Origin of the sequence: Alistipes communis (assembly GCF_006542665.1) — a bacterium.
Lineage (GTDB): Bacteria > Bacteroidota > Bacteroidia > Bacteroidales > Rikenellaceae > Alistipes > Alistipes communis.
Genome location: NZ_AP019735.1, coordinates 2,468,435 through 2,493,498, shown reverse-complemented (window position 1 = coordinate 2,493,498; position 25,064 = coordinate 2,468,435). Strand labels below are relative to the sequence as shown.

At 61.1% G+C, this 25,064-nt stretch carries 19 protein-coding genes; 8 read left to right on the top strand and 11 right to left on the bottom strand.

Going from position 1 to position 25,064, the window contains the following annotated elements:
• The first annotated feature begins 32 nt into the window (after window positions 1–32).
• The 4 genes from FMF02_RS10145 (at window position 33) to pnuC (ending at window position 7,833) form a co-directional block, all read left to right on the top strand.
• Window positions 33–3,146: a SusC/RagA family TonB-linked outer membrane protein gene (locus FMF02_RS10145; RefSeq protein ID WP_141413055.1), complete on the top strand. Its 3,114-nt coding sequence runs from the start codon at window positions 33–35 to the stop codon at window positions 3,144–3,146.
• 13 nt (window positions 3,147–3,159) lie between these two features.
• Window positions 3,160–4,635 (top strand): SusD/RagB family nutrient-binding outer membrane lipoprotein, encoded by a 1,476-nt coding sequence (locus tag FMF02_RS10140; RefSeq protein ID WP_244611564.1) that lies wholly within the window; start codon window positions 3,160–3,162, stop codon window positions 4,633–4,635.
• Window positions 4,636–5,009: 374 nt separating this feature from the next.
• Window positions 5,010–7,256: a TonB-dependent receptor gene (locus tag FMF02_RS10135; RefSeq protein ID WP_162852316.1), complete on the top strand. Its 2,247-nt coding sequence runs from the start codon at window positions 5,010–5,012 to the stop codon at window positions 7,254–7,256.
• 4 nt (window positions 7,257–7,260) lie between these two features.
• On the top strand, window positions 7,261–7,833 hold the full coding sequence (gene pnuC / locus FMF02_RS10130) for a nicotinamide riboside transporter PnuC (RefSeq protein ID WP_141413054.1): 573 nt from the start codon (window positions 7,261–7,263) through the stop codon (window positions 7,831–7,833).
• A 107-nt stretch (window positions 7,834–7,940) separates the two neighbouring features.
• On the opposite strand, the gene FMF02_RS10125 is transcribed toward pnuC, so the two are convergent.
• Genes FMF02_RS10125 through FMF02_RS10115 form a run of 3 tightly spaced genes read right to left on the bottom strand, consistent with a single transcriptional unit; the run spans window position 7,941 to window position 9,661 of the window.
• The gene (locus FMF02_RS10125; protein WP_141413053.1) at window positions 7,941–8,657 is read right to left on the bottom strand and encodes an SDR family NAD(P)-dependent oxidoreductase; all 717 of its coding nucleotides are present in this window, start codon (window positions 8,655–8,657) and stop codon (window positions 7,941–7,943) included.
• 53 nt (window positions 8,658–8,710) lie between these two features.
• Entirely contained in the window at window positions 8,711–9,271 is a 561-nt protein-coding gene (locus FMF02_RS10120) for a Crp/Fnr family transcriptional regulator (protein WP_141413052.1), read from the bottom strand.
• A gap of 6 nt (window positions 9,272–9,277) precedes the next feature.
• Window positions 9,278–9,661: an MmcQ/YjbR family DNA-binding protein gene (locus FMF02_RS10115; RefSeq protein WP_019129912.1), complete on the bottom strand. Its 384-nt coding sequence runs from the start codon at window positions 9,659–9,661 to the stop codon at window positions 9,278–9,280.
• A 90-nt stretch (window positions 9,662–9,751) separates the two neighbouring features.
• On the opposite strand from FMF02_RS10115, the gene FMF02_RS10110 reads away from it, so the two are divergent.
• Entirely contained in the window at window positions 9,752–10,321 is a 570-nt protein-coding gene (locus FMF02_RS10110) for a hypothetical protein (protein WP_019129913.1), read from the top strand.
• 73 nt (window positions 10,322–10,394) lie between these two features.
• Here the strand turns inward: FMF02_RS10110 and FMF02_RS10105 are convergent, their stop codons facing one another.
• Genes FMF02_RS10105 through FMF02_RS10090 form a run of 4 tightly spaced genes read right to left on the bottom strand, consistent with a single transcriptional unit; the run spans window position 10,395 to window position 14,406 of the window.
• Window positions 10,395–11,369, bottom strand: coding sequence for a diacylglycerol/lipid kinase family protein (locus FMF02_RS10105; RefSeq protein WP_019129914.1), 975 nt, complete (start codon window positions 11,367–11,369; stop codon window positions 10,395–10,397).
• A gap of 2 nt (window positions 11,370–11,371) precedes the next feature.
• Complete coding sequence (locus FMF02_RS10100; RefSeq protein WP_019129915.1) at window positions 11,372–12,835, bottom strand: aminoacyl-histidine dipeptidase; 1,464 nt, start codon at window positions 12,833–12,835, stop codon at window positions 11,372–11,374.
• Window positions 12,836–12,850: 15 nt separating this feature from the next.
• Window positions 12,851–13,840, bottom strand: coding sequence for a PhoH family protein (locus FMF02_RS10095; RefSeq protein ID WP_141413051.1), 990 nt, complete (start codon window positions 13,838–13,840; stop codon window positions 12,851–12,853).
• A 2-nt stretch (window positions 13,841–13,842) separates the two neighbouring features.
• Window positions 13,843–14,406, bottom strand: coding sequence for an outer membrane beta-barrel protein (locus FMF02_RS10090; protein ID WP_019129917.1), 564 nt, complete (start codon window positions 14,404–14,406; stop codon window positions 13,843–13,845).
• Window positions 14,407–14,662: 256 nt separating this feature from the next.
• Between FMF02_RS10090 and der the strand changes: the two genes are divergently transcribed.
• Together der and FMF02_RS10080 are read left to right on the top strand one after the other, a co-directional pair.
• Window positions 14,663–15,967 (top strand): ribosome biogenesis GTPase Der, encoded by a 1,305-nt coding sequence (gene der, locus FMF02_RS10085; protein ID WP_026074796.1) that lies wholly within the window; start codon window positions 14,663–14,665, stop codon window positions 15,965–15,967.
• 739 nt (window positions 15,968–16,706) lie between these two features.
• Entirely contained in the window at window positions 16,707–18,212 is a 1,506-nt protein-coding gene (locus FMF02_RS10080) for a BACON domain-containing protein (protein WP_141413050.1), read from the top strand.
• A 69-nt stretch (window positions 18,213–18,281) separates the two neighbouring features.
• Here the strand turns inward: FMF02_RS10080 and FMF02_RS10075 are convergent, their stop codons facing one another.
• From FMF02_RS10075 to FMF02_RS10065, 3 genes are all read right to left on the bottom strand, one after another.
• Window positions 18,282–19,322 (bottom strand): AI-2E family transporter, encoded by a 1,041-nt coding sequence (locus tag FMF02_RS10075; protein ID WP_019129920.1) that lies wholly within the window; start codon window positions 19,320–19,322, stop codon window positions 18,282–18,284.
• A 176-nt stretch (window positions 19,323–19,498) separates the two neighbouring features.
• Window positions 19,499–20,554, bottom strand: a complete 1,056-nt coding sequence (locus FMF02_RS10070; protein WP_162502295.1) for a nucleotidyltransferase domain-containing protein — start codon at window positions 20,552–20,554, stop codon at window positions 19,499–19,501.
• 92 nt (window positions 20,555–20,646) lie between these two features.
• Window positions 20,647–21,957 carry a UDP-glucose dehydrogenase family protein gene (locus FMF02_RS10065; protein WP_141413048.1) on the bottom strand — a complete coding sequence of 437 codons (1,311 nt, stop codon included), beginning with the start codon at window positions 21,955–21,957 and terminating at the stop codon, window positions 20,647–20,649.
• A gap of 370 nt (window positions 21,958–22,327) precedes the next feature.
• Here FMF02_RS10065 and mutY point away from each other — a divergent pair, with 370 nt between their 5' ends.
• Complete coding sequence (mutY, locus tag FMF02_RS10060) at window positions 22,328–23,389, top strand: A/G-specific adenine glycosylase (RefSeq protein WP_141413047.1); 1,062 nt, start codon at window positions 22,328–22,330, stop codon at window positions 23,387–23,389.
• 225 nt (window positions 23,390–23,614) lie between these two features.
• Here the strand turns inward: mutY and FMF02_RS10055 are convergent, their stop codons facing one another.
• Window positions 23,615–25,054 (bottom strand): DEAD/DEAH box helicase, encoded by a 1,440-nt coding sequence (locus tag FMF02_RS10055; protein ID WP_019129924.1) that lies wholly within the window; start codon window positions 25,052–25,054, stop codon window positions 23,615–23,617.
• Window positions 25,055–25,064 lie beyond the last annotated feature (10 nt).

Here is a 25,064-nt window from a genome sequence, read left to right as displayed (position 1 = left end):
TAGATTAAAAACCCACTTAAAAAATCATGCGTATGATTAACAAAATTCTACTTTCGTTAATCGCTGTTCTCTGTCTCGACGCGACCGTCACGGCACAGAACAAGCAGGTGTCGGGCACGGTGACCGATCCGGCCGGGGCGCCAGTCGTAGGCGCAACGGTTCTGGTCGAAGGCACGACGATCGGTTCGACGACCGATGCCTCGGGACACTTCTCGCTCAACGCTCCCGAAGATGCCAAACTGAACATCTCCTTCATCGGCTACGAACCGCAACAGGTCGACGTCGCCGGACGAACCCATATCCCCGTCTCGTTGAAGGAGGATTCGCACACGATAGACGACGTGGTGGTGACCGCCATGGGCATCACCCGTTCGGAGAAGACGCTCGGATACTCCGTGTCGACCGTCAAGTCGGACGAACTGACCAAGGCGCGCGACGGCAACGTCCTCAACGCCCTGTCGGGTAAGGTGGCCGGCGTCAACATCTCGTCGAGCTCGGGTACGGCCGGCGGATCGTCGCGTATCATCATCCGCGGGCAGTCGTCGCTCGGTTCGTCGGGTCAGCCGCTCTTCGTCATCGACGGTATGCCCGTGAGCAACCAGTCCTACGACCCGGGCAACGCCGGTTCGGCACTGAGCGGCGCCGCCGTCGATCCGGGCAACCGCATGGGCGACATCGCCAGCGACGACATCGAATCGATCAACGTCCTCAAAGGAGCCGCCGCGACGGCCCTTTACGGTGCACGCGCCAAAGACGGCGCCGTAATCATCACGACGAAAAAAGGCTCGAAAAACCAGCAGACGAGCGTCTCGATCAACTCGACGATGCGCTTCGAAAGCGTGCTGCGCCTGCCCGACTTCCAGAATTCGTATGCGCAGGGCGTCCCCACGACGGGCGCTTACTCCTACGGTTATCAGAACGGCTGGGGCCCCAAGATCGAGGGCCAGACCGTAAAGAACTTCCTCGGGCAGGACGTACAGCTGCGGGCGTACAAAAATAACGTAAAGGATTTCTACCAGACCGGCCATACCTATATTAACAGCGTAGCGGTATCGGGCGGCGACGACAAGAACGACTTCCGTCTGGGTCTGACGGCGCACAACCAGACCGGCGTCATCCCCAACAACGAGTACGACAAATACAACGTATCGTTCAACGGCGGACGCAAGTTCAACGACAAACTCGAAGCCCGCATCTCGTTCTCCTACGCCCACACGACCTCGCAAGGCCGTCCGGCACAGGGTTCGAACGACGTGAACGTGCTGGTCAACCAGATCAACGCGATCCCGCGCACGACCGACATCAACTGGTTGAAGAACAACTGGTACGCGCAGGACGGTACGACCGTAACGCAGGCCAGCGTGGACGAGGCGGGCAAAACGGGCAACCTCTACTGGACGGTGAACAAGAACAAGAACACCGGCACGGTAGACCGCATGTTCGGTTCGGCCGTCATCAGCTACAAGCCTGTCAAGGGTCTGACGATCACCAACAACCTCGGTACCGACTTCTTCGAGGAGCAGCGCCGGCAGATCTACGCATGGGGAACGGTCGGCCTGCCCGACGGACAGTTCAACACCAACAACATCACCTACCGTCAGATCAACAACGACCTGATGATCTCCTACGACACCACCTTCGGGAAAGACTGGTCGTTCAAGGCGATGCTGGGCCACAACATCAACCAGAACTTCACGAAGTATCTGGACGTGACGGCCAAGAACCTGCTGGTGGCGGACATCTATTCGTATGCCAACGCCGAGAGCGTCATCACGACCAACGACCAGGCCAAGTCGCGTCTGATCGGTGTCTACGGCGAGATCGACCTGGGCTACAAGGACATCGTCTACCTGAGCGTGACGGGCCGCAACGACTGGTCGTCGACCATGCCCAAGTCGCACCGTTCGTACTTCTACCCCTCGGTAAGCGCAGGCTTCGTCTTCTCGCAACTCATCCCGCAGAACGACGTGCTGAGCTTCGGTAAACTGCGCCTGAGCTACGCCAACGTCGGCAGCGACACGGTGCCCTACGCGCTCGACTTCCTCTATACGCCCGAAAGCTCGATCTTCCTGCAATACGTCGGCAACAACTCGATCCCGCACGGCGGCCTGCTGGCCTACATGGCTCCGGCCACCTATCCCGATCCCAATCTCGAACCGCAGAACCAGTCGTCGTTCGAGATAGGAACCGACCTGCGGTTCTTCAACGGGCGAATCCGACTGGATGCGACCTATTACTACAACAAGACGACGAAGAACATCGTGCGTCTGGACGTAGCCAACTCGACCGGCTTCTTCTACATGCGCAAGAACGCCGGCACGATCACCAACGAGGGCGTCGAGATCATGGCGGGCTTCACACCGGTCGAGACCAGAAATTTCAGCTGGGATCTGGACGTGAACTTCGCGTCGAACCGCCAGCTGGTCAAGAAACTCGATCCTTCGATCACGAGCTACACCCTCTCGGCCGGTTTCAACTCGCTCCAAATCAAGGCCGCGGAGGGAGAACCGTTCAGCCTCTACGGAACCTACTGGATGACCGACGACGAGGGCAACTACATCATCAAGGACGACGGTACGCGCGCCGTCAGCGAGACGACGAAAAACCTCGGCAAGGTGGCGCCCGACTGGACGATGGGCATCAGCAACACGCTGCGCTACCGGAATCTGTCGCTGAGCTTCCTGATCGACGTCCGTTACGGCGGCGTCATGTACTCGGGTACCGTCTCCGACCTGCGCGTGAACGGCATGGCCGAGGAGACGATCGGAAAGAACCGCACGGACATCGTGGACAAGGGCGTCAAACAGGACGGCACCGAGAATACGACGGCCATCACGCCCTACCAGTTCTGGTCGAACAATTACAGCTCGAAAGTGTCCGAGGCCAACGTCTTCGACGCCACCTTCGTCAAACTGCGCGAAATGGTGCTCAGCTACCAGATGCCGCAGCGCTGGTTCAAGAACTGCTTCATCGGTTCGCTGGCACTGGGCGTCGAGGGCCGCAACCTGTGGCTCATGAAGTCGAACGTGCCGCACATCGATCCCGAAACCAACATCTTCGGCCCGTCGGCCGTAGGTTCGGGCGTCGAATACTCGGCGATTCCCACGACCCGAAGCTGGGGTTTCAACATCAAATTAACCTTCTAAACAAGCAGGACGTATGAAAAGATTGATAAACAAGATTCTGTTCGGTCTCACGCTGACGGGCGGTTCGCTGGGATTACACTCCTGCGGCGACTGGCTCGACATCAACTCGAACGAACTGGCGGCGACCAAGACCGAAGCGGGTTACCTGTTCAACTACGCCGCGATCAATTACAGCAGCAAGCGCGTCGGCGGCGACCAGTGGCTCCCGATCATCTACGCCGCACAGGTGGCCTCCGACGCCGACAACTGGTTCGTCGGCGCCGACATGTACAACATCAGCACCTACGCCACCGGAAACGGCTGGGTGACCTCCTATTCGAGCTGCGGGTACAACCTGCTCAAAGCCATCGAATTCGCCACGGGCGAAAACGACAGCAACTCCGTAGCCCAATGCAAGATTCTGCTGGCCAACACCGTCTGGGAGTCGTCGATGCTCTACGGAGACATCCCCTATTCCGAGGCATGGAACATCGAAGGGACGCAGACGCCGAAATTCGACACGCAGAAGGACGTCTTCTATTCGGTCATCGGACTGCTGGACGAGGCGCTGGACGGAATCGACGAATCGAACAGCAAACGGATCGACAAGTACGACATCTACTACACCGGCGACATGGCCAAATGGCGCCGGCTGGGCAACTCGCTCAAATTGAAGTTCTACATGTACCTGGCCAACAAGGAGGACGTAGGCGACGAAATCAAGGCCATTATCGACGGAGGCGAACTGATGAACTCCTCGGCCGACGACTTCGTCTTCCCCTTCTACACGACGCCGGGCAACCAGAACCCCAACTACCAGCTCACCGTGCAGTATCCCGACTACTACGAATACTGCTTCTTCGCCAACCCGACGGTACTCGATCCGATGAAGGCGCTCGACGACCCGCGCATCCCGATCTACTTCCGCGCCAACGCCGACGGCGAGTACATCTCGCTGGAAGCGTCGGAGAAGGGTTCGGTCGTCACCGACAAGGAGATCAGCGAGAAACCGTCGCTGTGTACGGAGGCGGTCTTCCAGAAGAATAACCTGCTGCGCGCCGACTACCCCGACGTGATCTGCTCCTATGCCGAAACCATGTTCTACGTGGCCGAGGCCTACGTCCGCGGTCTGGGCGTAGCGAAGGATCTGGCGCAGGCCGACGCGGCCTACCGCAAGGGTATCGAGGCGTCGTGCGTCTACAACGGCGTAGCCGCCGCCACGGCCGCTTCGTTCGCAGCCGGCGTGCCGTCGCTCTCGACGCTCGGCGGCGACGACAAGGCGCTCGAAGCGATCGCTTCGCAGCAGCGCATCGAGATGATGATGCGTCCGCTCGAAGCGTGGTCGAACCAGCGCCGCACGGGGTATCCCGCCCTGGAAGTTCCGGCGTCGATCCGCAACTTCTACCCCGGCATCATGCACCGCTGGCCCTACCCCGAACGCGAGGGCAGCGTCAACGACAACGTTCCGCACGTCGACGGCGTCTGGACCAAGATGTGGTTCGAGAACTGACGGCGGCGACCGCAGGCACGCGCGGCAGGGAGTTGTATTCCTTGCCGCGCGTTTTTTTATGCTTATCCGCAATCTTCCCCCCCCGATCCGGCATCGTCCGGCGCGAACCGCGTCGACCCGGCCGCCGCAGGCAAACGCAGGGAGGAAGGGCCTCGCACGAGCGTTTTTACCGTGGTCAGGCGAAAAGATCCGCATTTTTCCTTTCCGTTCTCGCCGAAAAACACTATCTTCGCCCCCGATATTCACAAAGGGGTGCCTTACTTTCCAGGCTGAGATTATACCCATTGAACCGGATACGGGTAATGCCGAGACCGGGACGCATAATCAACACCGCATACCCCTTTTCAGTTCTTTAACCTCAAATTAAAGGTTCGATGAAAAGGTTTTTACTACCCATTCTGACGGGCGTCGCCGCAGTGGCCGCCCACGCGCAGGAGAGCGATTCGGTACGCATGTACCGCCTCCAACAGATCGAAGTCACCGCCACGCGCGCCACGCCCCGCACGCCGGTGGCCTACACCGATCTTTCGCACGACGCGATCGCCCGCAACAGCTACGGCACGGATATTCCGACCGTGCTGGCGCTCACCCCCTCGATGATCGCCACCAACGAAACGGGCATCGGCATCGGCGGCACGTCGATCCGCCTGCGCGGCACGGACGCCACGCGCCTCAACGTCACGATCAACGGCGTGGCGATGAACAATCCCGACTCGCACTCGATGTACTGGTACGACACGCCCGACCTGATCTCGGCCGTAGGAACGATGCAGGTGCAGCGCGGCGCAGGCCTCTCGACCAACGGCACGGGCGCTTTCGGCGGCGCGGTCAACATGACCACCGGAGCGCTCTCGACCGAATTTTCGGGCGAAGCCTCGCTCAGCTACGGATCGTACAACACCAACAAGCAGGCCGTCGGCATCTCGTCGGGGCTGCTGGGCGGCCACTGGGCCGTCGACGCACGGCTGACGCACATCGGCTCGGACGGTTACATCGACCGCGGCGCCACCGACCTGAAATCCTATCTGTTCCAGGGCGGCTACTACAACGGACGGACGATGGTCAAACTCCTCTCGTTCGGCGGCAAGGCCAAAACCTACCTCACCTACAACGGCGTCACAATGGAGGACATGGAGCGCTACGGCCGCCGCTACCACGACAGCGGCCAGTACCAGACCTCGGCCGGCCCGCACGTACTGGCCGACGGATCGCACGTCGGCTATTTCGACGACCAGACGGACAACTATCTGCAAATCAACAACCAGCTCATCCTCAACCACCGTTTCAACAACCGTTGGGCGCTCAACGCCACGGCCTTCTATACCTACGGCTACGGCTACTACAAGCAGTACAAGGACGACGCGGAACTGGCGGAATACGTCAATCTCGACACCGAAATCCAGGAGGCCGACCTGATCCGCGAGAAGATCATGCGCAACCACCTGGGCGGGCTCAACGCCTCGGCCTCCTACACCTCGCGTGCGCTCGACCTCAACTTCGGCGGTTCGTGGAGCTACTACACCTGCCCGCACTGGGGCGAGCTGGACTGGGTGGACGGCATGGACGCCGGGGCGATCGGCGGCCGCTGGTACGACAACGACGTCGACAAGCAGGACGCCAACCTCTTCGCACGCGCCAACTGGCAGGCGGCGCACGGGCTGCGGCTCTTCGCCGACATCCAGTACCGTTACATCCGTTACGAAGCGTGGGGAACCAACGACAACTACATCGGTCAGGAGGGGATGCCGATGCAGCCTATCGACGTGGACAAGACCTACCACTTCTTCAACCCGCGCGCCGGCGTGAGCTACCGTCTCGGCGAGCGCAACAGCTTCTTCTTCTCGTTCGCTGTGGCACAGAAGGAGCCGACCCGCGGCGATTTCACCGACCGCTACATGTTCACGGCCGACTACACCTACCCCTCGTCGGAGAAGCTCTACGACTGGGAGTTGGGATACACCTACACCGCTCCCCGGCTTTCGCTGGGCGTGAACCTCTACTACATGAAATACAAGGACCAGCTCGTGCCGATGGGCCGGATCAACGACGGCTACGATGCGCTCAACGACAACGTCGACGACAGCTACCGCCGCGGCGTCGAACTGTCGGCGTCGTGGAAGGTCACCGGATGGTTCACCGCATCGGCCAACGCCACCTTCTCGCAGAACCGCATCGAGAACTACACCGAACTGCGCACCGTCTACGACAACGACGAGGACTGGAACGTCATCAGCGACGGGCCGGTAGCGCTGGGCACCACGAAACTCGCCTACTCGCCCGAAACGATCGCCAACCTCATTCTCGACTTCCACTACGGCGGATTCGAAGCGGCTTTCCACACGCAGTATGTCGGCGAGCAGTACTTCGCGAACAACGAGAACGACGCGCTGTCGCTCGACGCCTACTGCGTGACGAACCTCAACCTGTCGTACTCTTTCCGCACGCGAAACGCCCGGCGCATCCGGCTGGGCTTGCAGGTCAACAACCTTTTCAACGCCGAATACGAGAACAACGGCTACGGATACAGCACCTGGTTCCGCGATTCTCCCTCGCAGCATACAGCCCTCTACTTCCCGCAGGCGCCGCTCAACGTGCTGGCCAACGTGACCGTAAAGTTCTGAGCGGATGGACTGGAAACTCGCGCTGCAACTCGCGGGCGTCGTGCTCGGCCTGCTCTACCTCTGGCTGGAATACCGCGCCGACATCCGGCTCTGGATCGTGGGGCTCGTCATGCCGCTGGTGCACGGTGCGCTCTACTATAAATCGGGACTTTACGCCGACTGCGCGATGCAGGTCTACTACATCCTGGCCGGATTGTACGGACTCTGCGTCTGGGCGAAAAAGCCGAAGCCTGCCGAACGCGAGACCGGCCGCATCGCCCGCACGCCGGCCCGCATGTGGTTCCGCATGGCCGCCGCCTATGCGGCGATCCACGCGCTGCTCTACCTGTTGCTCGTGTGTTTCACGGACAGCACCGTTCCGTTCTGGGACAGCCTCACCACGGCGCTCTGCATCATGGCCTATTGGATGCTTTCGCGCAAATACGTCGAGCAATGGCTCGTGTGGCTGGCCGTGGACGTCGTGACGGTGGGGCTCTATCTCTACAAGGATATTCCCCTCACGGCGGGATTGTATCTGCTCTACTCCGCACTGGCCGTCGCGGGCTACCGGCGCTGGCTCAGGCGGATCGGGCAATGACGAAAGAGGGGCGTTCGGTAGAACGCCCCTCTTTCGTCTCTTTCCGCCATGCCCCGCCGCAAACCGTTCCGCGATCGGGAGGAGCGCTCCGTACCCGACTTTCCCTTCTACATTTTCAGATAGAGGCTTTCGGGCAAATGCCGCAACAGCCACGCCGCGATGCGCCAGCGCCGCGTGACGACAGCCACGTGACGCCGCCTCTCGACGGCACGCAGAATCTGCCGGACGGTCTTCGCCACCGGCTGCACCCAGAACAACCCCTCGCCTTTGGCCATCGCCGTATCGACCAGCCCCGGCCGTATGTCGGTGATCGTGACCGGCAGTCCGCTCTTCGCGACCCGCTGGCGCAACCCCTCGGCATAGTTGATCTGATAGGCTTTCGAGGCGTTGTAAGCCGGAGCGGCACCGCTGCCGCGCAATCCTCCCACCGACGAGATGACGACCAGATGGCCGCCGCGCTGCCGCTCGAACAACCGGCAGGCCCAGTCGACGACCGCCGTCCAGCCCAAGATATTGGTACGGATCGCCGACGCCTCGACCGTAAAGTCGAGATCGGGATTCAGGTCTCCCGTACCGGCCGCGACGATGCACAACTCCAAACCGTCCAACACCGCGACCAAACCGTCCAATGCAGCGAGCGCTGCATCCGGCTGCGTAACGTCGGCGACGGCACAGCTGTACGCCGCCGGATCGGCCGCCGCGATTTCGCGCAACAGCGCCTCCCTTCGCCCCACGAGTCCGACGCGGTAGCCCCGCGCCGCCAATTCTTCGGCCAGGCCGCGTCCGATTCCCGACGTGGCGCCGATAACGATCGCTCTTTTCATCGGGGCGAAAGTAGCTATCCGAAGAGAAAAAACGCTTGATCCGAATCAATTTCTCACCGCACGCGGCCGCGAATGCGACTCAGCGTTTCGGGCCGCACGCGCAGATAGGAGGCCAGCTCCTTCAACGCAACGATGTTCAGCAGCTCCGGACAACGCCGCAACAGCGTCTCGTAACGCTCCTGCGGCGTACAAGCATAAAGCTGCAACATCCGTTCGTAAAGTTCGCAGGTCAGACGTTCGGCCAGCCGGCGCGCCAGCCGTTCGCACGCCGGACCGGCCCGGTAAAAAGCTTCGAGCCGATCGTCGTCCGCACGCCACACCGTGCAGTCGCACATCGCTTCGATGCTCACCTGCGACGGCCGATCGCCGCACATCGCGACATAATCGCCCACGAACTCTCCGGCAAAGGCATACCCCACCACGTGACGCTCGCCCGAACGGGCGAGGTGCACATAGCGGAAAGCGCCCCGTCCGACCACTCCGCAATGGCGATTGCGGCATCCCTGTCTCGCGAAACGATCGCCCGCAGCATAATGCACGACCTCTCCGTCGCTGCGGAACCAATCCGCCAGTGCGGCGAACTCGCCGGTCGAGATATAGCGGTTGAAATCCATATCCGGTTATTCGGGAAGGCCGTGACGGGCGACATGCGCCAGCATCTCGTCGCGCAGCGTGCGGGGCGTGACGTTATGCCGCAGGACGAGCATATAGGAGCGGCGGATCTGTTCGCGCACGAAAGCGTCGCTCAGATCGCGGTCGACGTAGAGGTCGTTCCAGTGGCGTTTGTTGCCGTGCCACGCCGCCTCGACCCCCTCGTAGCGCTCGCGCAGCCCGACGGCTTCGTCGGGATCGCACTTGACGGCCAGGCGCCGGAAATCCTCCATTCCGGCGTAGGTGAACATGCGTCCGCCGACCTTGAAGACGAGCGTCGTCTCGTCGAAGGGCGTGCTCTCCTCCACGAAAGGCAGCGAAAGGCAGTAATCGCGGTATTCGAGAATATCCATGATCGCAAGTTTTTACGCAGAAGCGAAGATAACTCTTTTTGGCACAACTGTTGCGATTTTACGCGTCGTAACGTAAAAAATTCAATCGTCATGAAAAAAATCCTACTCTATCTGCCGGTAATGCTGATCCTTGCAGCCGGATTCGGTTGTTCCGAGCAACGCAAGTGGAACCGCGAGCAGCGCAAGGAGATGCGCGAAATGCTGCGCGACTACCGCCAGATGGCCTACCTCAACGACCTGACCGATGCGGAGTTCATCCTCTTCTCGGACGACGTAGCCACCGCCCTCGAAGGCGACTACCCCGTCTATGCGACCTTCGTCACGATGCCCGGCGTGGAGGACACCGTACAGCTGGTGATCGTCGAGACCGTCGTCGAGGAGTTGCAGGCCGATGCCCGCAACATGCGCCACATCTTCCCCTACGAGCAGCTCGTGGCCCGGAAGATGCTTCCGGCAGGATTGGATCACGACCAGCTGCACGCCTTCTACAACTGCCTGGCCGGCAAGGTGAACAGCACCTTCGTCACGCTGGACCAGTTCGTCAACGCCGTGATGGCCGACACGGTCAACACCTCGACCATGCAGCGACTGGAAGGACAATGCGCCAACGATCTGTTCGACTGGGAGATCACCGAGGTCGAAGTCATCGAAACGAACTGACGCCGGACATAGCGGCTTCATACGGATACGGGCGGCCTCGAAGGTCGCCCGTATCCGTTTTACGAGACATCCGCTACTCCATGGATTCGAGGAACTCCCGCGACACCACGACGCGGATGGCGCGCCGCAGCATCGTGAATTCGAGCGGCGTATGCCCCAGCAGTTCGCCGTCGAGCTCGACCTCGATTTCGGGCGAGGACTCGATGCGGATCGTGCCGCCCCGCTCGCGCAGGATGTGGCGGATCTCGTAGATCTTGCCGTTGAAGAGTTTGTGGAAGCGGAAGATGATGTGCCAGAAGTGAATGGGGCGCACCAGCGAGATGTCGAACATGCCGTCGTCGGCCACGGCGTCGGGCAATTGCTGGATACCGCCGCCGTTGTACTTGCCCACACCGAGCGCGATACTGAGCAGCAGGTCGTTGTAGACCCGTTTGCCGTCGACCCATACCTTCGTGCCCGTGGGTTTGTAGCGGAAGAAGGAGCGGATGACCGACCATGTGTAGAGCCAGCGGCCGCGACGCCCCTTCTTTTTGAGGTGGTTGAAGCACCGCACGACCTGCGCTTCGTAGCCTGCGCCCGCCACGTTGACCATGTAGCGGCTCTGGCGGTATTTCGCCTCCTCGTACGATACGACGCCCACGTCCTGCAAGAACGAATGCTCCTCGCGGATGGCGCGAATGGCGTCGGCGCAGTTCTGCGGAATACCGAACATGCGGATCCAGTCGTTGCCCGACCCGACGGCGATCACCGCCAGCAGCACCTCCGACGGAGGCACCACCTGCTGGATGAACAGCCCGTTGACCACCTCGTGCAGCGTACCATCGCCGCCGACGGCGATGATGCGGCGGTAGCCGCGCCGCACGGCTTCGACCGTCAGTTCGACGGCGTGGAACTTGTGTTCGCTGAACACCGCCTCGCAGTGGATCTGCTGCTCGCGCAGCAGTTTCGAGATGCGCGGAAACTCGTCCAGCCCGCGGCCGTTGCCGGCCACGGGATTGACGATGGCGAACCACTGATGCTCTTCGACGTGAGGCGACGAAGCGACCACGGCTACCGGACGGGAATGTGCTTCAACGTGTGAAGCAGGAATTCATAGAACTTGCCCACCGAGGCGATCTCCACCCGCTCGTCGGGCGAATGGGGATAGCAGATCGTGGGGCCGAACGAGATCATGTCCAATTTGGGATAGGTGCCGCCGATCACGCCGCACTCCAGCCCCGCATGGATCGCCATGACGGCCGGCCGGCTGCCGTAGAGCGCCTCGTAGGAGGCGGTCATCGCTTTGAGGATCGGGGAGTCCATGTCGGGATTCCAGCCGTCGTAGCTGCCCGTCAGCTCCACCTTGGCGCCCGCCAGTTCGAACACCGCGGCGATCGCGTCGCCCAGCGCCTCCTTCTCGGAATTGACCGAACTGCGCAGCAGGCATTGCAGCTGCACGCTGCGGCCGTCCGAAACGACACGCGCCAGATTGGTCGAGGTCTGCACCAGCCCCGGCATCGCCGGCGACATGCGCTGCAAACCGTCGGGACAGGCCGCGACGGCACGGATCAGCTTGTCCTGCACCTCCCGGGAGATCATCTCGGCGGGACGCTCGCACGCCTCCGCTTTGATCGAAATCCCCTCCTCGACGCCGGCGAACTCGGCCCGCATGAGTTTTTCGAAAGCACGCACCTCCTTCCGGAACGCCTCGAACTCCTTGCTGCGCACCAGCACCGTGGCCGTCGCCTCGCGCGGAATGGCGTTGCGCAGACCGCCGCCGTCGACCGAACAGAGCAGCAGGTCGTGCGCGGCCGTCCAGCGGCGCAGCAGGCGGAAGAGCAGTTTGTTGGCATTGGCGCGCTGGCAGACGATCTGGATGCCCGAATGGCCGCCCTTCAACCCCTTGACCGCGACGGTCGCCGCCGTGTAGTTGCGTGCAGGAGTCGGTTCGGGCACGGAGCGGAAGCGGATGTTGGCATCCAGACCGCCCGCGCAGCCGACATAGAGTTCGCCCTCGGTCTCCGAGTCGAGGTTGAGCAGGATGTCGCCTTTGAGCAACCCCTTTTTCAGCCCGAACGCACCGGCCATGCCGGTCTCCTCGGTGGCGGTAAAGAGCGCTTCCAGCGGACCGTGCTCCAACGTATCGTCCTCCAACACGGCCAGAATCGCCGCCGCACCGATACCGTTGTCGGCCCCCAGCGTCGTACCGTCGGCCGTCACCCAGTCGCCGTCGACGTAGGCGCGGATCGGGTCTTTCAGGAAGTCGAACTTCTTGTCGTTGTTCTTCTGCGGCACCATGTCGAGATGCGCTTGCAGGATCACCCCCGCACGGTTCTCCATGCCCTTCGAGGCGGGTTTGCGCACGTAGACGTTGTGCGCCGCATCCTCGCGGCACTCCAACCCCAGCGAGCGGGCCACATCCAGCACGTAGCGGCGGATCTTCTCCTCATGGAACGACGGACGCGGAATCTGCGTCATCGCCGCGAAGTGCTTCCACACGAGTGCGGGTTTCAAAGCGGTTAAATCGGTATTCATAATCGGATATTTGTTTTAAGATTTACGATCTGTCCGAACGGGCGGCGCCTCCGACTCGCCGTGGCGGTCGAAAGCCTCGACGATGTGTTTGACCAGCTCGTGCCGCACGATGTCGCGGCGGTCGAATTCGACGACGCCGATCCCCTTCACGTCACGCAGAATCCCGATGGCGCGCGTAAGGCCGCTGTCGCTCCGGCGCGGCAGGTCGATCTGCGTCACGTCGCCCGTGACGATGAACTTGGCATTGCGCCCCATGCGCGTGAGAAACATCTTGATCTGCGGCAGCGTGGTATTCTGCGCCTCGTCCAGGATGACGAAGGCGTTGTCGAGCGTCCGGCCGCGCATGTAGGCCAGCGGTGCGATCTGGATCGTCCCCTCCTCCATGAACTTCTGCAACCTGGCGGGCGGAATCATGTCGTTGAGCGCGTCGTAGAGCGGTTGCAGGTAAGGGTCGAGCTTCTCCTTCATGTCGCCGGGCAGGAAGCCCAGTTTCTCGCCCGCCTCGACGGCCGGCCGCGTGAGGATCACCCGCCGCACCACCTTCTCGCGCAACGCACGCACGGCCAGCGCAATGGCCGTATAGGTCTTGCCCGAGCCGGCCGGCCCGACGGCGAAAAGCAGGTCGTCGGCGTCGTACAGGCGCACCAGCCGCTGCTGGTTGACCGTGCGCGCCCGCACCACCGTGCCGTTGTTGCCGTAGACGATCACGTCCTGATCGGCCGGAACCTCGTCCGCCGCAAGGCCCGACGCGGCGAACGCCTGCGCCACCACCTCGCGCGAGATATGGCCGTATTTGAGGTAATAGTCGATCAATCCCTGCATGCGGCGTTCGAAACGCTCGGCCGCGCTCTTGGCGCCCAGCACTTTGAGCGACGAACCGCGCGCTACGATTTTGAGCGCCGGATGCAGCGCCCGGATCTGTTCGAGGTAGACATTCTGCGCACCGTACAACTCGCGCACGTCGACGCCGTCGACGGCGATCTCCTTGCTGATCTCCTCCCCCATCGTCAGAATGCGTAGCCTACGCTGAAAAGCAGCTGGTAGGACTTGATGCGGGGATAGACCCCCTCGAAATAGTTTTCGGTCTTGTTGAAGGCACCGTTGAAACGGCAGTCGAGCACCAGATGGTTCAGCCGCACGGCGGCACCGGCCATGTAGGTGAGCGTCGGTTTCGCATTGCCGAACTCGCGGCGTTCGCCGTCGATGCGGTAATAACTGCTGTCCGAAAGCGCGAACGCGGGGCCCACGAACACGCTCAGGGGCCCCAGCAGGCGCAACGTGAAGAGCACGGGCAGTTCGACATTGGACATCTTGACCTTCTGGCCGTTCACCTTCAACGTATTGCGCATGTACATCAGTTCGGGCTGTACGCCGATGGCGCCGAACGAAAGCGGCACGGCCACGGCCGCATGGAATCCCAGCCGGGTCGAGAGATTCAACCCCTCGGCCGATGCGGAGAAGTCGGCGACATTGAGACCGGCCCGCGCTTGCAGGCCCAGCCGGGGCCCGGCCGCCGCGGCCGGAAAGGCCGTCAGCAACAGGGCGATCGCCGTGAGAATGCGTCTGTTCATTATCGTCACAAAAAAGAATTTCCACTTATCGCAGACGTTCCGTGTCGCAGGCGCAATCCCCGCGACCGAACGTCATGGCGAAGTATATTATAGTGCCAAATATAGGGATTTTTCGTAAATAAGCGTGAAAAATCTTCCGAAACTTTCATACCTCATCGAATTATCGTACCTTTGCCGCCTGAAAAAATGCACGCGCCATGCGGCACGGAATATGCCCCGCAATGCTGTGCAACCTTTGGATAAATTCTTCAACGTTATGAGTTTGGTAGCGATAGTCGGTCGCCCCAACGTGGGCAAAAGCACACTCTTCAACCGTCTGGTGGGACAACGTCAGGCCATCGTGGACTCCACGGCCGGCACGACCCGCGACCGCCATTACGGCAAAACCGATTGGAACGGCAAGGAGTTTTCCGTGATCGACACGGGCGGTTATACGGTCAATTCGGACGATATTTTCGAAGACGACATCCGCCGGCAGGTGATGCTCGCCATCGACGAGGCGGACGTGATCCTCTTTCTGGTGGAGGTGTCGACGGGCATCACCGACCTCGACACGCTCATGGCCGACATCCTGCGCCGCACCACGAAGAAGGTCATCCTGGTCTGCAACAAAGTCGACAACTACGATCAGATCTACTCCTCGCACGAGTTCTACAAGCTCGGGCTGGGCGACCCCTACTGCATCTCGTCGATGTCGGGAAGCGGCACGGGCGACCTGATGGACGCCATCCTGGAGGCGCTGCCCGCCGAAACCTCGGCGCAGTACGAGGACGATCTGCCGCGCATCACCATCGTCGGCCGCCCCAATGTGGGCAAATCGTCGCTCACCAACGCCCTGCTGGGTGTCGAGCGCAATATCGTGACCCCTGTGGCCGGCACCACGCGCGACTCGATCCACACGCGCTACAACAAATTCGGCATGGACTTCTATCTGGTCGACACGGCCGGTATGCGCAAGAAGGGCAAGGTGACCGAGGACCTCGAATTCTACTCCGTCATGCGATCGATCCGCGCCATCGAGAACTCCGATGTCTGCGTCCTGATGCTCGACGCCGAGCAGGGACTCGAATCGCAGGACCTGAACATCCACAACCTGATCGTGCGCAACCGCAAGGGCTGCGTGATCGTCGTCAACAAATGGGACCTGATCGAGAAGGGGAACAACACGATGAAGGAGTGGCGCGAGTTCCTGATGAAGAAACTGGCCCCGTTCAACGACATTCCGATCATCTTCACTTCGGTGCTGAACAAACAGCGTATTCTGGAAGTGTTGCAGACGGCCGTGCGCGTTTTCCAGTCGCGCAAGCGCCGTATCCCCACCTCGGAGTTCAACGACTACATCCTGCCCGTGATCGAGGAGACGCCGCCGCCCTCGACCAAAGGCAAATACATCCGTATCAAATACGCCATGCAGCTGCCTACGCCCACGCCGCAGTTCGCCTTCTTCGTCAACCTGCCGCAGTATATCAAGGAGCCTTACCGCCGCTTCTTGGAGAACAAGATCCGCGAGCAGTGGGATTTCTCCGGCGTCCCCATGCAGTTGTATTTCCGAGCGAAGTAACAGCCGGAGAAATCCTCGTTTCGACATTCCCTCCAAACCTCCCTTTGACAAAGGGAGGCTTTTTTTTCGGCGTCCCCATGCAGTTGTATTTCCGGGCGAAGTAACAGCCGGAGAAATCCTCGTTTCGACATTCCCTCCAAACCTCCCTTTGCCGGCGCTGCGCGCGGCTTCCGTTGCGGCGCCTCGGCATCCCGCAAGCGGGTGCGCTCGGCTGGCGACACGGGTGACAAAGGGAGGTTTTTTTCCGACGTCCCCATGCCGTCGTATTTCCGGGCGAAACAACAGCCGGAGAAATCCTCGTTTCGACATTCCCTCCAAACCTCCCTTTGCCGGCGCTGCGCGCGGCTTCCGTTGCGGCGCCTCGGCACTCCGCAAGCGGGTGCGCTCGGCTGGCGACACGGGTGACAAAGGGAGGCTTTTCCCGGCATTCCCATGCAGTCGTATTTCCGAGCGAAACAACAGCCGGAGAAATCCGTTTCCCGACATACACGAACCATCCTCCTGCCAAAAGACGGGATTTGCCGCTGCCGCAACTTCCGTCGCATCAACGCACAACGACACGGGGAAAAGCGAAAAAAACGATCCGAACGCTTGTTTTTTCGCACGAAACGCCCTATCTTTATCCCCAAGGTTAGTTAAGGCGGCTGCCCATCCGATCATGCAACAGAAATGATTCGACCGTTTGTCCGACGACAAAACGGAGAGGGAACATAGTGTCTAACTCAAAAACGAAAAGCGTATGAAGAAATTTTTACTGTTGGCGATATGCGCACTGAGCGTATGTCTGACGGGATGCTCCGACAACGACACCCCCGAACAACTTCCCGATCCCGAACTGACGCTGGCGCCCGATGCCCCGATCGTATTTCCGGCAGAAGGCGGAAGCGTCGAGATCACCGTCACGACCAACATGGAGAGCTGGAACGCCGTTTCCGACCAGAAGTGGTGCAATGTCGCGGTCTCCGCAGGTAAATTCACGGTATCGGCCGTAAAGAACGAGACGCCGGAAGCGATGCCGGCCGCCACCGTGACCGTAACCGCGACATCGGGCGAACGCTCCGTCAGCCGCGAATTGCAGGTATCGCAGGAAGCGGGCAAGGAAAAGTACACCGACCTGAGCCGGGAAGGTACTTCGAACTGCTACCTCGTCACCGCCGCCGGCAATTACAGTTTCGACGCGACCGTGCGCGGCAACGGCGCCACGACCGAGGGGCTCGATGCGCCCACGGCCATCGCGGGCACGAGCGCCGCAGTCGTCTGGCAGAGCGCACCCGGTCTGATATCGGGCGTAACGCTGGCCGACGGCCGGATCAGCTTCAAGATCGCCGGACCGGGCAACGCCGTGATCGCCGTCAAGGACGGAGCGATCCTGTGGAGCTGGCACATCTGGTATCCCGAAGCCGAAGTCGCGGGGCTGAATTCGAAAACCGGATACGAAGTGATGAACATGAACCTCGGCGCGATGCACAACACCGCAGGCGACGTCGGCAGTTACGGACTGCTCTACCAGTGGGGCCGCAAAGATCCGTTTCCCGCGGCACCGACGCTGACCGGAACGACCGCCACCGTCGGTGCGCCGATCTACGACGGCGACGATAACGAAATCAAAATCACCAACTCGTCGCAGTCGAGCACAGCGGACAACAATCTCGCCTTCGCCATCGCCAATCCGACGGTCTGCCTCTCCAACTATGCACAATTCAACACCTCGCGCGACTGGTTGCAGGCCGACATGAGCAACGACGCCCTGTGGGGCAATCCCAAAGGCGCTGAACGCAACGAGACGAACGACTTCCTCAACAAGGGGGCCAAATCCTTCTACGACCCGTGTCCCGTCGGATGGCGCGTTCCGCCCGCCGACGTATTCCGCAACTTCACCGCATCGGGCGGCTACGCTTGGGTGATCGATGATTTCGATATCGCCGACATCAGCGGCGACGGTGCGAAATCGCTCGCCGACTACGACTACGGCTGGACTTTCAATCTGAGCGACAGCGCATCTTCCTACTTCCCCGCAGCGGCGCGCTTCGACGGCTCCTACGCCATGCTGATGGGCAGCATGAGCGGCTTGTGGGGTTCCTATTGGGGCAACGCACCCTACCCCGGCGACATGTTCCGGGGCGGGGCCTACTCGGTGCTCTCGTTCCAGATCAAGGACACGGCCGGCAACGAGATGATTACCACCTCGCCCGCCGGCGGAGGTGCCCGCGCCGACGCCTACTCGGTGCGCTGCATCCGCGAATAAACCTTTCGGATGCATTTACAACGGAATCGGGAGCCGAATGTCGGCTCCCGATTCCGTTTGCGGGGCGAGCTACCTGTCGGGAACGAACAGACGCGCGGTCTCCGCGCCGTCGAGGTATTTGCGCTTGAAGATATGGACGAAGAAGACGAACATCGCCAGCAGCAGCGGGCCGAAGATAACGCCCATGAACCCGAAAAGCGGCAGGCCGATGAGCACGCCGAGAATCGTCACGAGCGGATGCGTGTCGGCCATTCTCTTCTGTAAAATGAACCGGATCACATTGTCCGACTGCGTAACGACGAGCACGCCGTAGGCCATCAGCCCGACGGCGGCGCCCCAACTTCCCTCCACCGCGAGATAAGCCGCGAGCGGAACCCAGACGAGCGCCGTGCCGACGACGGGCAGAATGGTGGCGAAGCAGGTGACGACTCCCCAGAACAACGCGCTGGGAACGCCGCAGACGAGGTAACCCGCATAGGCGATCGACCCCTGCACCACGGCGATCAGCGGAATGCCGATCGCATTCGAGCGGACGATCATATAGATTTCGTTCGTCACGTTGCGTGCGACGGTGGCATTGAACGGAAGCATGGCCCGGCAATAATTCTCCATGCGGGTACCGCCGATCAGCATGAAATAGAGCACGAACAACAGCATGACGATATTGACCCCGAAACTGAAAATACCTTGCAGAAACGCCTGCCCGAATCGGGTGATCACGGCCACCATCGACGAGATGTTGCTGTCCTGCAACAGATCGTAACCGATCCGCAGGCGGATCTGTTCGGAGACATGACGGATCGAGGAGATCAGCGATTGGGGGTCGAGCGTGAAATCCTGTACCTTGTCGACGAACATCCACACGATACCGCTCAACGGAATCAGGAAGCAGACGATGGCTTCGACCAGCAGCACCGACGCCGCCAGACTGCGCCGCCACCGGCGGCGAACCGTCAGATAGCGCATCTGCCGCCGGAGCAGCACATAGATCGTCATGGCGCCGAGCAGCCCGCCGATATAGGGCGTCAGTTCGGCGAAGATAACCACACCCAATACCAGAATGATGACGAAGAGCGAATAACGCCAATATTGTTCCTTGACACTTCTCATCCACCGACCCGTTTATCGTCCGGCATAAAAAGCAAGGAGTGTGCCGGTTTTCCGGCGACAGGGACGAAGAGGCACGCGACCGGTCTGCGTCCGGACTCAAAAAAAGGACCGCCCGTTAAAAACGGACGGATCCTTTCCACGCCTCGCCGTTCTCCGGAGACATCCAGCCGGCGATGCTATAATTCAGGATTGCGATCGAAAAGGTATCCGACCGACAGCCGGAGACCTTCGAGCAGGAAGCTTCGCCCGTACACCTCCCCGTATTTCCAGCGGTCGCGCGCCAGATTGCCGATCAGACGCATCCGCTTCGTCCATGCGCCGCCCGGCGAATCGTTCAGGTGCCGGCGCTCGTAGAGGATATTGTCCAATACCCGGTCGGCGAGCGCCTGTACGCCGGCCGGCAGCGGATTCCGCGCGACGCCCAGATACCGGACGGAGAGGTCGGAGAGTATCTCCGCGAAACGCAGCAGGCGATCTTCGGCCGCGACCTTCCGGAACGCCGTCCAGTCGACCGCGTCGCCTTCGCGGTCGATAAAGACCGCCCAATCGCACAGATGCCGCAGGGAAATGCCCTCGGTCAGGAAATGCGACAAGGCGTGTTTGGCCAGAAAAAGGGCATTGAAATCGGGCGGAGGGACGAGCAGCGCTGTTTCCGGTATGCAGGACAACGGTCCCTCCGCAAGCAATCGTTGAAGATGCCGCTCGAACCGCTTCGCCCGACGGCTCCCGCGAACCGCCGTACAGAACCGGTGGTTTTCGACCGTCAGCCCGCGGAATACGATATGAGAGTGTTTGTAGAAATCGCGTTTCACCTCGGCCCCGACCTGTTCGGCCACCCGATTGCCGCGCTCGTAATCGCCGCAAAGGAAACAATCCAGATCGCCGCAGGGCCGATGTTCCGGAACAGGGTACAACCGGCTGACGGCGAACCCTTTCAATACGACGGTACGAATTCCCGCTTCGGCGTAGGCCGCAGCCAGTTCCGCTGCCCGGCGACGCTGCTGCCCGTACCGGCGTTCGATCCGCTCGACGTTGTAGGCCCAACGCAACCGAAGCTCCCTCGACGGCTGCGACTCCGGCGGCAACCGGCGAATCCCGTCCCAGACGAGGGCCGACACCCCCTGCGATGAGGCTGCGGTGTACAACTCTCGCCACCGGTCGTCCGTCGATCCGCCGATATCCGGAGTGTCGCCGGAACGTACCCCCGCCCGCAGCAAAGCGAACAAATCCATGCGTGCACGATCCTTCATCGTCCTAAAAGCGTATCATTAAATTTCCTCCTGCCGTCCGTTGCAAATCCTCCGCCGGCCGCATGGCGGAGCCGTTATTTCCCGATGGCCTTGTAGGTGAATCCTTCGGCGACCAATTCGGCCTTGTCGTAGATATTGCGCCCGTCGATCACCAGCGGATTGGCCATGACCTTTCGAATCACCGTCCACGAAGGGAGACGGAACTGTTTCCATTCGGTCAGCAGCACCAGCGCATCGGCATCGACGACCGCTTCATACATATCGCTGCAATAGACGACGGCATCCCCTACCCTGCGGCGGCATTCGTCCATCGCCGCCGGATCGTAGACCCTCACCACAGCGCCGGCGCATGTCAAGCGGTCGATCGCCACCAGGGCGGGCGCTTCGCGCATATCGTCGGTTTCGGGCTTGAAGGCAAGCCCCCACAGGGCGACGGTCCTGCCGCGCAGATCGCCCAATTCGGCCGCAAGTTTCCGTACGACGATCTCCTTCTGCCGTTCGTTGACGGCTTCGACCGCCTCGATGATCCGCATCGGAGAACCATACTCCCGTCCCGTGCGTGCCAATGCCCGCACGTCCTTCGGAAAGCACGACCCGCCGTACCCGCAACCGGCATAGAGGAATTTGTTGCCGATGCGCGCGTCCGTTCCGATCCCCTTCCGAACCATATCGATGTCGGCTCCGACCTCGTCGCAGAGATTCGCGATGTCGTTCATGAAGGAGATTCGCGTCGCCAGCATCGCATTGGCCGCATATTTGGTCATCTCGGCCGAAGGAATATCCATGAAATAGATTCGGAAATTGTTGACCAGAAAGGGCCTGTACAATCTCGACAAGAGCCGCTGCGCACGCTCCGACTCCGTACCGACGACGATCCGGTCGGGCGACATGAAATCCTTGATCGCCGCTCCCTCTTTCAGGAATTCGGGGTTCGACGCCACCTCGAAGGGTATTTGCACGCCTCGCTTGTCCAACTCCTCCTGAATGACGGCCTTCACCTTCTTCGACGTTCCTACGGGAACGGTCGACTTAGTGACCAGAATCGTGTATTTATTGATGTTGCGCCCGAACGTACGGGCCACTTCCAGCACATAACGCAGGTCGGCCGATCCGTCTTCGTCGGGCGGCGTACCGACGGCCGAGAAGACGACCTCCACCTGATCCAGACAACTGCTCAGATCCGTGGTGAAATGCAGGCGTCCCGCTTCGACGTTGCGCCGAACCAGATCGTCGAGCCCCGGTTCGTAGATCGGAACCTCGCCCGACAGCAGACGCCCGATCTTCTTCTCGTCGATATCGACGCAGGTCACGTCGATGCCCATTTCGGCAAAGCAGGCGCCCGACACCAGCCCGACGTAGCCTGTTCCCACAATTGAAATATTCATGCGCGTTCGTCTTAGATTTTTCCCGTCAAACGGAGCGGCATTCTATCCTCCGCATCCGCTCCGCCGCAAGCGACGAAGACAAGCCGTTGACAAAGATACGAAAAGTCGAGTGCAGAAGCAAACATTCATGTTTGATTATGCCGAGACGGAGTATCTTCGACGAAGTCAAAGATACGAAAAGTCGGGCGCAGAAACAAGCGTCAGCTTGATTATGCCGAGACGGAGTATCTAAGACGAAGTCAAAGACAGGCAATATATTCGGATTTCGATCGAACTTCCCGCACAACGCCGGCGATAAATCGATCGGAAGGAACGGGAACGGCGATACCGGACTGCATGATTCCGAATATTTCACTACCTTTGTCTTCCGATGAGCGAAATCGCCGACAAACTGATCGACTGGTACGGAGTCAACGGACGCGACCTGCCCTGGCGTCGGACACGCGACCCCTATCGCATCTGGCTCTCGGAGGTCATTCTCCAGCAGACGCGGATCGCGCAGGGGATGGACTATTACCTGCGCTTCGTCGCGCGGTTTCCCGACGTCGGCGCCCTGGCTGCGGCCGACGAAGACGAAGTGCTCAAACTCTGGCAGGGATTGGGCTATTACAGCCGCGCGCGGAATCTCCACGCCGCGGCCCGGCAGGTCGTCGAACGCTACGGAGGGCGGTTTCCCGCCGCCTATGCCGACGTGCGGTCGCTCAAAGGCGTGGGCGACTATACGGCGGCGGCCGTCTGCTCGATCGCCTACGACGCGCCGTGCGCCGTGGTCGACGGCAATGTCTACCGCGTGCTGTCACGGCTCTTCGACCTCGATCTGGCCATCGACACCGCCGAGGGCCGCAAAGCGTTCGCCGCGCTTGCCGACGAACAACTCGACCGGCGTCGGCCTGCACGCTACAACCAGGCGATCATGGATTTCGGCGCGCTGCAATGCACGCCCGCCAACCCCTCCTGCAACGACTGCCCGCTGCGGGACGAATGTCTGTCGCTGGCAGCCGGAACCGTAGCGGAACGCCCCGTCAAGGCGGGCCGGACACGGATTCGCCCGCGCTATCTGAACTATCTCCATCTGGAATGCGGCGGACGCATCGCCCTGCGGCGGCGACCGGAAGGAGACATTTGGCAGGGATTGTACGACCTGCCGGCGATCGAGAGCGACCGCCCGCTGGATTTCACGGAGCTGGCCGCCGCACCGCCCTTCCGCGACATGTTCGGCACGCTTCCCTACCGGCTGGTGCGGACGATCCGTATGCCCAAACACCAGCTGTCGCACCAGACCCTCCACGCGGCGTATCACCGCCTCGCGCTCGACGCATGGCCCTCCGCTGCCGGAGGGTGGACGCTCGTGCCGTACGAACAGTTGGAGGACTATGCGATCCCGCGCCTGCTCGACCGCTATTTCGAGCGGATCGGCAACAGCGATAGCTGATCCATGCGCCATTCCTATTTCCGTATTTTCTTACGGTCTGCCGTATGAATCGGAGAGCCCGCGGCTGTGACGTATTTCCGGATTGGCCCCGCCGAGGCGGGGCTTGGGGCAAAGCCAGCCTTGGCAGTCGTGCTTCGGCGGAGCTCCGGTGTAAAATTGGGAGATCGTCGCCAAAAAGAAACCGGCACCTCGAAGGTACCGGCTTCTTTGCTTTCCATACTCCGATCAGGCGTTCCCGCCTCTGTCGGAGGCATCCCCTCCGCCCTGTACCGCAGGCGCACCTTCGGCCGGCTTGCGGCCGCGCCGGCGATGACGTCCCCCACGGTGACGGCGGCGTTCGGTATTGCGCCCTTCGACACCCTCCGTCCCGGCGATCGCCGGAGACGCTGCACCCGAATCCGGTACGGCCTCCCGCGGTGCCGCCTTCGGCCGTTCGCCGGCGCGGCCGCCGCGTCCCTTCGCCTCGCCGCGACCTTTCCGGCCGCCGCGCCCCCGACGGTCGCCCGAAGCCGACGGCTCATACGCGGGGGCCTTACCGAGCTTCTCCGGCAACGGGAGCTTCTCCACTTCGCGCTCCATGAACTCCTCGATACGGCGGAACTTGCCCTGCTCCTTCTCGTTGACGAAGGTCAGCGCCCGCCCCGTGGCGCTCGCACGCGCCGTACGGCCGATGCGGTGGATATAATCCTCGGGGTCGTGCGGCACGTCGTAGTTGACCACCATGCCTATATCTTCGATGTCGATGCCTCGCGCCACGATGTCGGTGGCCACCAGCAGGTCGATCTTGCCGTTCTTGAAATCGAGCATCACCTCCTCGCGCTTGGCCTGATCCAGATCGGAGTGCATGGCCGCCGCATTGAGGTGCATCCGCTTGAAGGCGAAAGCCAGCTCCTTGACTTTCAGCTTCGAAGAGGAGAAGATGATCGTCTTCGATTCGAGCGGTTTGGCGAAAAGCTCCTTTATCAACCCCAATTTCTGCGTTTCGTAGAGCACGTAGGCCCCCTGCTCGATCGCCTCATTGGGTTTCGAGACGGCGATATTGATCTCGACGGGCTTGCGCAGAATCTGCCTGGCCAGCTCGCGGATCTTGGGCGGCAGCGTAGCCGAGAACATCAGCGTCTGCCGCTCGGCGGGCAGCCGGCGGACGATGGTCATGATGTCGTCGAAGAATCCCATGTCGAGCATCCGGTCGGCCTCGTCGAGCACGAAATACTTCACGTGCGACAGATCGACGCCGCTGTTCTGCAAGTGGGCGATCAAACGGCCCGGCGTGGCGATCACCACGTCGGCGCCGCGCAGCATCCCCTGCTTCTGCTGCTCCCAGCCGCGGCCGTCGCCGCCGCCGTAGACCACCGTCGTCGAGACGGGCATGTAATAGGAGAATCCCTGCAACTGGGTGTCGATCTGCATGGCCAGCTCGCGCGTGGGAACCACCACGAGCGTCTTGACCACGTTGTCCTCGTTGCCCTCGACGAGCAGCTTGTTGAGCAGCGGCAGCGTGTAGGCCGCCGTCTTGCCCGTTCCGGTCTGTGCGCAGGCGATCAGGTCGCTGCCTTCGAGGATCACCGGAATGGTGGCCTCCTGCACGGGGGTCATCTCCTCGAAATTCATGTCGTAGAGGCCGTCGAGAACCTCGTCTTCGAAATCTATTTCGTCGAATCTCATAATCTTAGGG